This is a genomic window from Streptomyces sp. NPDC007162 (assembly GCF_040634175.1).
GTDB lineage: Bacteria > Actinomycetota > Actinomycetes > Streptomycetales > Streptomycetaceae > Streptomyces.
On sequence record NZ_JBEYFC010000389.1, the window covers coordinates 1 to 8,725 of the forward strand.

Sequence of the window (8,725 nt, forward strand, 5' to 3'; positions counted from 1 at the left end):
CCGCGACCATGCTGGTCGCCGCCCGCACCCTGGACCTGGTGCTGGCCGACCTGGAGCGCGCGGCGGCGGCCCTGGGGAGGACGGCCGCCGAGCACCGGGACACCCCGATGCCGGGCCGCACGCTCACCCAGCACGCCGTACCGACCACGTTCGGGCTGAAGGCGGCCGGCTGGCGTTCGCTGGTGCTCGACGCCCGGGACCGCACGGCACGGGTGCGTGCGTCGCTGCCGGTCCAGCTCGCGGGCGCGGCCGGGACGCTGGCGGCGTTCGGGGCGTACGGCCTCGCGGATCCCACCCTGCTGCCCGAGGCCTACGCCCGGGAACTCGCGCTCGCCGCGCCGCTCCTGCCCTGGCACACCCTGCGCACCCCCGTCGCCGACCTCGCCGGGTGCCTGGCCTTCACGGCCGGGGCGCTGGGCAAGATCGCCGTGGATGTGCTGACGCTGTCCCGGACCGAGATCGGCGAGGTCTCCGAGGGCAGCGGCGGCGGTTCGTCGGCGATGCCGCACAAGGCGAACCCGGTGCGCTCCACGCTGGTCGCGGCGGCGGCCCGGCGGGCCCCGCAGCTGGCGGCCGTCCTGTACGGCTCCCTGGTCGCGGAGGACGAGCGGCCGGCCGGCGCGTGGCACGCGGAGTGGGAGCCGCTGCGGGACCTGTTGCGGACGGTGGGGGGCGCCGCGCGGGACACGGCGGAGCTGTCGGAGGGACTGCGGGTGCGTCCGGAGGCGATGCGCGAACACCTCGGGCTCACCGAGGGGCTGATCGTCTCAGAACGGCTGTCCGCCGAGCTGGCCCCCGTGCTGGGCCGGGCCCGGGCGAAGGAACTGCTGACCGAACTCGCCCGCCGCACCTACGCGGAACACCGTACGCTGCGTGAACTCCTTGTCGAGGAACCGGAGTTGCAGGGGCTCGACCTCGACGACCTCACCGACCCCGCCCGCTACACCGGTTCCGCCGGTGCTCTCACCGACCGTGCTCTGGAGCGACGTTGACCGAGAGACTGCTCAACCACCGTGTCGAAGGCTCCGCTTCGGCGCCCCCGCTGCTCCTCGGGCCGTCGCTGGGCACCTCGTACGCCCTGTGGGACGACGTGGCGCCCGAGCTGTCGGCCGGTCACCGGGTGGTCCGCTGGGATCTGCCGGGGCACGGCGGTTCTGCGCCCGGTCTGATCGGGGCGGGCGCGACCGTGGCCGACCTGGCCGACCTGGTGCTCGCGCTCGCCGACTCGCTCGGCATCGAGCGGTTCGCGTACGCGGGGGTGTCGCTGGGCGGCGCGGTGGGCCTGCACCTGGCCGTCCACCGTCCCGAGCGGCTGGAGAGTCTGGCCGTGATCTGCTCCTCGGCCCACTTCGGCGGGTCGGGGCCCTGGGAGGAACGCGCCGAGCGGGTACGCCGGGAGGGCGTGGCGTGGCTGGCCGAGAACGCCCCCTCCCGCTGGTTCACGCCGGGCTTCACCGTGCCCCGGCTGGTGGCGGACCAGCGGACGGCCGACCCGCAGGCGTATGCCGCCTGCTGCGACGCGCTGGCCGCCTTCGACCTGCGCGACCGGCTCGGCGAGATCTCCGTCCGCACCCTGCTGATCGCGGGCCGTCAGGACCCCGCGACCCCGCCGCCGCATCTGCGGGAGATCGCGGACGCGGCACCGGCGGCCACGCTGATCGAACTGCCGGGGGCGGCTCATCTCGCGCCCGCGCAGTGCCCCGAGGCCGTCCTCACCGCCCTGCGCGCCCATCTGGACGGGGGTGCGAGGCGTGGCATGGCGGTACGCCGGGAGGTGCTCGGCGATGCGCACGTGGACCGGGCGCAGGCTCGCCAGACGCCGTTCACGGCCCGCTTCCAGGACTTCATCTCGCGCTACGCCTGGGGCGAGATCTGGACCGACCCGACCCTCTCCCGCCGCGAGCGCAGCATGATCACCCTCACCGCGCTGGTCGCCCACGGCCACTACGAGGAACTGGCGATGCACGTACGGGCGGCCCGGCGCAACGGGCTCACCCCGGAGGAGATCGGCGCGGTGCTCCTCCAGACGGCCGTCTACTGCGGCGTCCCGGCGGCGAACTCGGCGTTCGCGGCGGCCCAGCGGGTGCTGGCGGAGGAGGAGGGGTGACCCTGGCGGGGGCGGGTCCGTCGCCGGCCCGCACGCCCCGCCCCCGTCAGCGCAGTCCGCGCCCCGTGTCCAGCACCTCCCGGGCCTGGGCGACCAGCCCGTCCGCCCCGCAGGACCGGGCCAGCGCGAGCCCGCGGTTCAGCTCGGCCACCGACCGCGCGGCGATCCCGTACTCCACCCGCGCCGCCGCGTGCTCGTACTGGCAGGGCGAGGCCTCCAGGTAGGCGACCGCCTGGGACGCGAGCCGCACCTGCCGCTGTCCGGTCTCCAGCGCGGCGGCGCACCGCAGGGCCTCGCCGATGGCCGTGTCGGTGCCGAACCGCTCCGCCTGGCGCCGGGCGTCGGAGGCCAGCCGCGCCGCCCGCCCGGGGTCGTCGCCGGCGAGGGCGCGCGCGAGGTCGAGCGCCCACGGCACGACCACGGGGTTGAAGTGGCCGCGTGCGGCGGCCGCCTTCTCCGCCGCCTCCAGTTCGTTGACGGCCTCCTCCCTGCGTCCGACGGCGAGCAGCAGCCTGCCGCGTACCGACCGGGGGTCCGGCAGCACGATGGTGGAGGGGTAGGGCGGTGCGAAGCCGTACTGCTCGGCGGTCTCCCAGGCCTGCTCGACGTGGCCGCGGGCCAGCAGCGTGTCGACGAGGTTGCAGGTGGCGGTCCAGTACAGGGGCAGCCCCCGGCCGACCCGCTCGGCGATCCGCAGGGACTCCCGCAGGGAGGTCTCCGCGTCCCGCAGCCGGCCCCGCCTGCGGTGGCCGAGGCCGACGTACGCATGGGCGAGGGCGAGGTGGCCGCCGCTCCAGCCGGCCGACTCGTAGGCGCGCAGCGCCTCGTTGTACAGGGCCTCCGCGCGGTCGAGGCGGTCGGTGTAGACGTAGGCGTTGGCGAGCATCAGCAGGAGTTCGATGCCCCACTCGGTGTCCGTCCAGCCGAGTCCGGGTGCGAGCCGGCCGTTGACGAGGGCACGGTCGCACAGTTCGACGACCTCCTCGGCGCTCTCGCCCTGGATGAGCAGGTCGAAGCCGCGCAGCATGAGCAGGGCGCGCTCGGAGTTGTCGCGTCCGGTGCAGGTGTCCGCGAGTGCGGCGAGGCGTTCGGAGCGGCGCGGGGAGACGGCTTCGCCCGCGATGCCCTCCCACATGAACTGGACCGCCTGGAGCCGGAGTCTGGCGGGTCCTTCCTCCTGCCGGGCGGCCTCCGCCTCGACCGTGCGGACGGCCTCCTCCAGCTGGTCGTTGTGGAGCAGGGCCTGGGAGAGGCGGAAGACGGCGTCGACGCGTTCGGCGCCGGCGAGGCCGGACATGCCGAGCGCGCTCCGCAGGTGGCCGATGGTGACGACCGGCTTGGTGAGCAGGGTGGCGCAGCCCAGTTCGTAGAGCACACGCGCGTGGACCTCGGGTACGGGCGGTTCACGCAGGGCCCGTTCGAGACAGCGGCGGGCCGCTTCCGGGGCGCCGACGGCGAGGTGTTCCTTGGCCGCGTCCCGCAGTTGCTCGACGAGTTCCTCGTCGTCGTCCGGGTGCACCTTGAGCAGGTGGCGGGAGGCCTCGGCGATGCCGCGGCCGTCGTCCATGACGATCTGGGCGGCGATGCCGTGCATGGCGGTGCACATCGCGGGCGGGATGGAATTGTAGACGGCGGTGGCGATCAGCGGGTGGACGAACTCCAGGTCACCGGCGCGGGGCCGGGAACCGGCCGGGTCGGGCTCGGTGAGGATGCGCGCGGTGCGCAGCAGTTCGGCGCAGCGTTCGGCGTCGTCGACGGTCATGCTGGCGAGCTGGGCGACGAGGTCGACGGAGATGCCGGTGCCGAGGATGGCGGCGGCCCAGGCGAACCGGGTGGCGTCGACGCCGAGGCCTTCGAGGCGGGTGACGAGTCCGCCGCCGCGGGCGGAGCGGTTCAGGGCGCGCAGTTCACCGGCCCGGGCCTCGACGGGTTCGACCTCGCTGTCCTGGACCTTGGCGAGGAGTTCCACGGTCTCGTAGGGGTTGCCGCCGGTGACGGCCCAGACCTCGCGGCAGAACGGGGCGTCGGCGTGTGCGCCGAGGGTGGCGCGGGTGAGGCCGGCGGTCGCGTCCGGGGTGAGGGCGGTGAGGTTGCGCAGGGGGCGGCCGGCGGCGGCTACGGCGTCGAGGTAGCGGGCGCTGTCGCCGCTGACCTCGCCGGGCCTGCGGGCGACCAGGACCAGGACGGAGAGGTCGTCGAGGCGTTCGACGAAGGCGGCGAGCCAGGCCAGGGTCTCCTGGTCGGCCCAGTGCGCGTCGTCGATCAGCAGGACCAGCGGCCAGTCGCGCCTGGCGAGCCTGCGGACGACCGCGACGAGGCCGTCGCGGACACCCTGCGGGTCGGCCTGGCGGTCGCCTGGGTCCGTGATGCCGAGGGCGGGCCCCGCGATGTCGTACCAGTCGCCGAGGTACTCGCGGGCCTCCTCCGGCAGCAGTGAGACCAGGGCGGGCTGGAGCAGCTGCCGCACCACGTGGAAGGGGACGCTGCGCAGGGTCTCGACGCCGCGGGTGCACCAGACGGTCCAGCCGCGGCGCTCCGCCATGCGGCGGGTTTCGGTCAGCAGCGCGGTCTTGCCGAGCCCGGCGTCGCCGCGCAGGACCAGCAGGTTGCCGCAGGAGGAGGCGTCGGAACCCAGCACGTCGAGTGCCTCGGTGATGGCGGCGAGCTCCTCGTCGCGCTCCCAGAGGGGCGCCGCGGCACACCCAAGGGGCTGTTCCTCCGTCATCCCGCTGCCTCCCCAAGTCGCCCGAACGACGTACAGACCACGAGCGTAGCCGTCCTGTTGGCTGGCCGGAGGCGGGTCCGGGCAGCTGTTGCCGTGACGGGTGACAGCGGGCCGGCGGGCGACGCGTGTCGGCCCCGACCTGCCGCTGTGGAGTGGACGGATCGTCAACGGGCAGGGAAATGAACCTGGTTCATGAAGATCGTGGAGATCGTGCGGCGACCGGGCGGAACCGGCCCCTCCGGGCGCTGGCCGCAGGATCGGTCGGCAACTTCATCGAGTGGTACGAGTTCGGTGTCTACGGTTATGTCGCGACGACGGTCGCCGAGCGGTTCTTCACCCCTGCGGGCGGGAGCGCGGCCGAGGGCCTGGTGCGCACCTATGCCTCGTTCGGGCTGGCGTTCTTCTTCCGTCCGCTGGGCGCGGCCCTGTTCGGCCGGCTGGCCGACCGGCTCGGGCGGCGGCCCGTACTGATTCTCGTGGTGGCGCTGATGACGGGTGCCACGGCGCTGATCGGTCTGCTCCCCACCTATGCCCGGGCGGGTGCGCTCGCGCCCTGGCTGCTGACGTTCCTCCGGATGGTCCAGGGGTTGTCGGCGGGGGGCGAGTTCGGGGGCGCGGTGGCGATGCTGACGGAGTACGCGCCGCCGGGGCGGCGGGGGCTGTACGGGGCGTGGCAGTCGTTCACCGTGGCGCTGGGGCTGCTCGGTGGGGTGGGTGTCGCGGTCGGGCTGTCCGGCCTGCTGACGGCGGACGCGTTCGCGTCGTGGGGGTGGCGCTTGCCGTTCCTGCTGGCGCTGCCCCTGGGCGCGTTGGCGCTCTGGCTGCGGGTGGGGCTGGACGAGACGCCGGAGTTCCGGGCGCCGGCCGTGGCGGACGTACGGGTCTCCGCGGGGGCGATCGCACTGGCCGCCGGGCGGGTGACGGGGTGGTCGGCGGCCGGGTACACCTTCCTGGTCGTCCTGCCGTCGTACCTCCAGACCACGTTGCACACCGGTTTTCGGGCGGCGCTCCTGGCCACCGCGCTGGCGAATCTGGGTTTCGCGGCGGCGATCCTCCCGGCGGGGCTGCTCAGCGACCGGGTGGGGCGGCGGCCGGTGATGCTGGCGGGCGCCGGGCTGGTGGTGCTGCTGGCGTTGCCGCTGCTCGACCTCCTTCAGGACGCGGGAACTTCGGAGACGGCCAAGGGCGCGGCCCTGTGCGGTGCGGGTGCGCTGGTGGGACTGATGGCCGGGCCGGGCCCCGCGCTGCTGGCCGAGATGTTCCCGGCGCGGACCCGGTGCACGGGGCTGGGACTCGCCTACGCCCTGTCCAATGCCGTGTTCGCGGGCTGTGCGGGCCTCATCATCACGGAGGCGGTCAGGCGTACCGGCAATCCGGACGTCCCCGGTTACTACGCGGCGGCGGCCTGCGCGGTCAGCGTCCTGGCGCTCCTCGCGGCGCAGAAGCGGAAGGCGGGTTGAGACGGTGCTGGTGATCGGTCTGATGTCCGGGACGTCGTACGACGCGGTGGACGCGGCGGCGGCCGAGCTGCGGCTGGCGGACGGCACACTGCTGCTGAAGCCGCTGGGGATGGTGAGCACACCGTACGACGACGAGCTGCGCGAGGCCCTGGCGGGAGCACTGCCTCCGGCTGCCGTGCCGCTGGCGCGGGTGTGTCTGCTGGACACCCGGATCGGGCAGGCGTTCGCGGCGGCGGCCGTCCGGGCCGACCGTGAACTGTGCGGCGGCCGCGCCGAGCTGGTGGCCTCGCACGGCCAGACGGTCTTCCACTGGGCGGACGGCGGCCGGGTGCACGGCACGCTGCAGCTCGGGCAGCCGGCCTGGATCGCGGAGGCGACGGGGTTGCCGGTGGTCGCCGACCTCCGGCCGCGGGACGTGGCGGCGGGGGGTCAGGGCGCGCCGCTGGTGAGCCTGGTGGACCTGCTGTGGCTGCGCGGCCGGCCGGGTACGCCGGTGGCGCTGAACCTCGGCGGGATCGCCAACCTCACCGCACCGGACGGCACGGCCTTCGACACCGGGCCGGGGTGCGCGCTGCTGGACGCGGCGGCCCGCCGGTGCACGGGCGGGCGGCTGAGGTACGACGTGGACGGCGCCCTGGCGGCCCGCGGCCGGCCGGACCCGGCGCTGCTCGAAGAGCTGCTGGCGGAGCCGTACTACGCGCTGCCCGCGCCGAAGACGACCGGCAAGGAGCTGTTCCACGCGGGGTACTGGCGGGCGCCCGAGGGGATGCCGGCCGAGGACGCGCTGGCGACGCTCACCCTGCTGACGGCCCGCACGGTGGCGGACGCCGTGCGGAGCGTGGGGGCCACGGAGGTGGTCGCATCGGGCGGCGGCACCCGGAACCCGGTGCTGTGGGAGACGCTCCGCGGCCTGCTGCCGGGGACCCCGGTCCGCGTCTCCGACGAACTCGGGCTGCCCGCGGCGGCGAAGGAGGCGTACGCGTTCGCGGTCCTCGGGTTCCTCACCGCACACGGCCTGCCGGGCACGGCCCCGAGTGCCACCGGTGCCCGGCACCCGAGCGTCCTCGGCTCGCTGACGCCGGGCCGGGACGGGCTGCGGCTGCCGCCGCCGGCGGCGGGTCCACCGGTACGGCTGCGGATCGAGTGAGCCGCGCGGCAGCAGTCATCCGAAAGTCGGCGCATCCTCTCATCCGACTTTCACCGACGCCTCATACGGTAGGAGCATGACGCAGGTGACTCCTCCCGGGTGGTATCCCGACCCCGGGCAGACAAGTGACGGTCCGGCCACCGAACGCTGGTGGGACGGCAAGGCGTGGACGGAGCAGACCCGCCCCGCCGGATCGGGCGCCGACTGGGGTCCCCCGCCGCAGCCGCCGGCCGCCGGCGCGCACCCGGCCGCCGACGGGACGCACCCGGGGGCCGGCGCGACGTACCCGCAGGCCGGCGGGGTGTATCCGGGGTACCCGGCGGCCCACCCCGAGTACCCGGGCTATCCGGGGTACCCGGCCGCGCCGCCCGCGGGCAGGCGCGGGCTGCGCACCGGCATAGCCGTCGGCATCGCGGCCGCGGTGCTGGCCGCCATCGGGGTGGGCGTCTACGCGCTGACCGCCGACGGCGGCGACAACGGCAACCAGGCCTCGCAGCGGGGGTCCGGCGGCCAGGGCGGCCCCGAGGGGCAGAACGGACAGAACGGGGGGCAGGGTTTCCCGTTCGGCGGGTCGGGAGGCGGTTCGGGATCGGGCGGTCCGGGCGGCTCCGGCGGGTCGGACGGTGGCGCGTCGCCCTCGCCGAACCAGTCCGAGCCTCCGAAGGTGCAGGGCGGCGGCAACGTGCCGGACTCCGTCAACGCCATCAGCCTGCCGGTTCCGGACGGCTGGACCGGACAGGCCGGGCAGGTCGGTGCGCAGATCACCTCCGACGACTCCTACAAGTGCCCCGGCGACACCTCCGAGACCTGCACCACCGGGGGCGCCTACTCGGCGCCCGCCGTGGTGCTGGGCACCTCGGGCAGCACGGCCGAGGCCGTCGCCAAGGCGGACATCGCCGCCAGTGCCAAGGAGTCGTACGGCGGCAAGACCTACGGCTCGATCACCTCGCACCAGGTGCTGGCCTCCAAGGCGGTGACGGTGGCCGGGCAGAAGGGCTACATGGTGCGCTGGAAGGTCGTCACCAGCAAGGGCGCCGACGGGTACGTCGAGTCGCTGGCCTTCCCTTCGCCGGCGAACGCCCGGCAGATCGTGGTGGTCCGGTTCGGTGTGGACGTCGGCCAGAAGGAGTCGGTGATCGACACCATCACCCAGGGCATCAAGGTGTCCTCCGGCGGCGGCAACGGCCAGACCGTCTGATCCCGCCCGCCGCACGGGCGACGTCGGCCGGGTGGGGTGCCCCGCCGAGCGCCTCGTTCTGCGTCGGGTGAGCGTGGATGAGCTGGGC

The 8,725-nt window shown here is 74.8% G+C and carries 6 protein-coding genes; 5 read left to right on the top strand and 1 reads right to left on the bottom strand.

The genetic code is table 11. The features are described from left to right. Positions 1–992 (top strand): lyase family protein (locus ABZ646_RS33415; protein WP_360527306.1); only part of this gene is annotated, 992 nt, incomplete at its 5' end. After that, positions 989–2,107, top strand: a complete 1,119-nt coding sequence (gene pcaD, locus ABZ646_RS33420) for a 3-oxoadipate enol-lactonase (protein ID WP_360527309.1) — start codon at positions 989–991, stop codon at positions 2,105–2,107. The genes ABZ646_RS33415 and pcaD, both read left to right, overlap by 4 nt. A 46-nt stretch (positions 2,108–2,153) precedes the next feature. Here the strand turns inward: pcaD and ABZ646_RS33425 are convergent, their stop codons facing one another. Then, entirely contained in the window at positions 2,154–4,832 is a 2,679-nt protein-coding gene (locus ABZ646_RS33425) for an AAA family ATPase (protein ID WP_360527312.1), read from the bottom strand. A gap of 179 nt (positions 4,833–5,011) precedes the next feature. Here ABZ646_RS33425 and ABZ646_RS33430 point away from each other — a divergent pair, with 179 nt between their 5' ends. From ABZ646_RS33430 to ABZ646_RS33440, 3 genes are all read left to right on the top strand, one after another. Further along, entirely contained in the window at positions 5,012–6,292 is a 1,281-nt protein-coding gene (locus ABZ646_RS33430) for an MFS transporter (RefSeq protein ID WP_360527315.1), read from the top strand. Between the two features lie 4 nt (positions 6,293–6,296). Further along, the gene (locus ABZ646_RS33435; RefSeq protein WP_360527318.1) at positions 6,297–7,439 is read left to right on the top strand and encodes an anhydro-N-acetylmuramic acid kinase; all 1,143 of its coding nucleotides are present in this window, start codon (positions 6,297–6,299) and stop codon (positions 7,437–7,439) included. Positions 7,440–7,515: 76 nt separating this feature from the next. After that, positions 7,516–8,637, top strand: a complete 1,122-nt coding sequence (locus ABZ646_RS33440) for a DUF2510 domain-containing protein (RefSeq protein ID WP_360527321.1) — start codon at positions 7,516–7,518, stop codon at positions 8,635–8,637. Positions 8,638–8,725 lie beyond the last annotated feature (88 nt).

Excerpts from the sequence above, each read along its gene's own strand:
- ABZ646_RS33425 (WP_360527312.1), bottom strand. The coding sequence starts at position 4,832 with ATGACGGAGGAACAGCCCCTTGGGTGTGCCGCGGCGCCCCTCTGGGAG.
- ABZ646_RS33430 (WP_360527315.1), top strand. The coding sequence starts at position 5,012 with ATGAACCTGGTTCATGAAGATCGTGGAGATCGTGCGGCGACCGGGCGG.
- ABZ646_RS33440 (WP_360527321.1), top strand. The coding sequence starts at position 7,516 with ATGACGCAGGTGACTCCTCCCGGGTGGTATCCCGACCCCGGGCAGACA.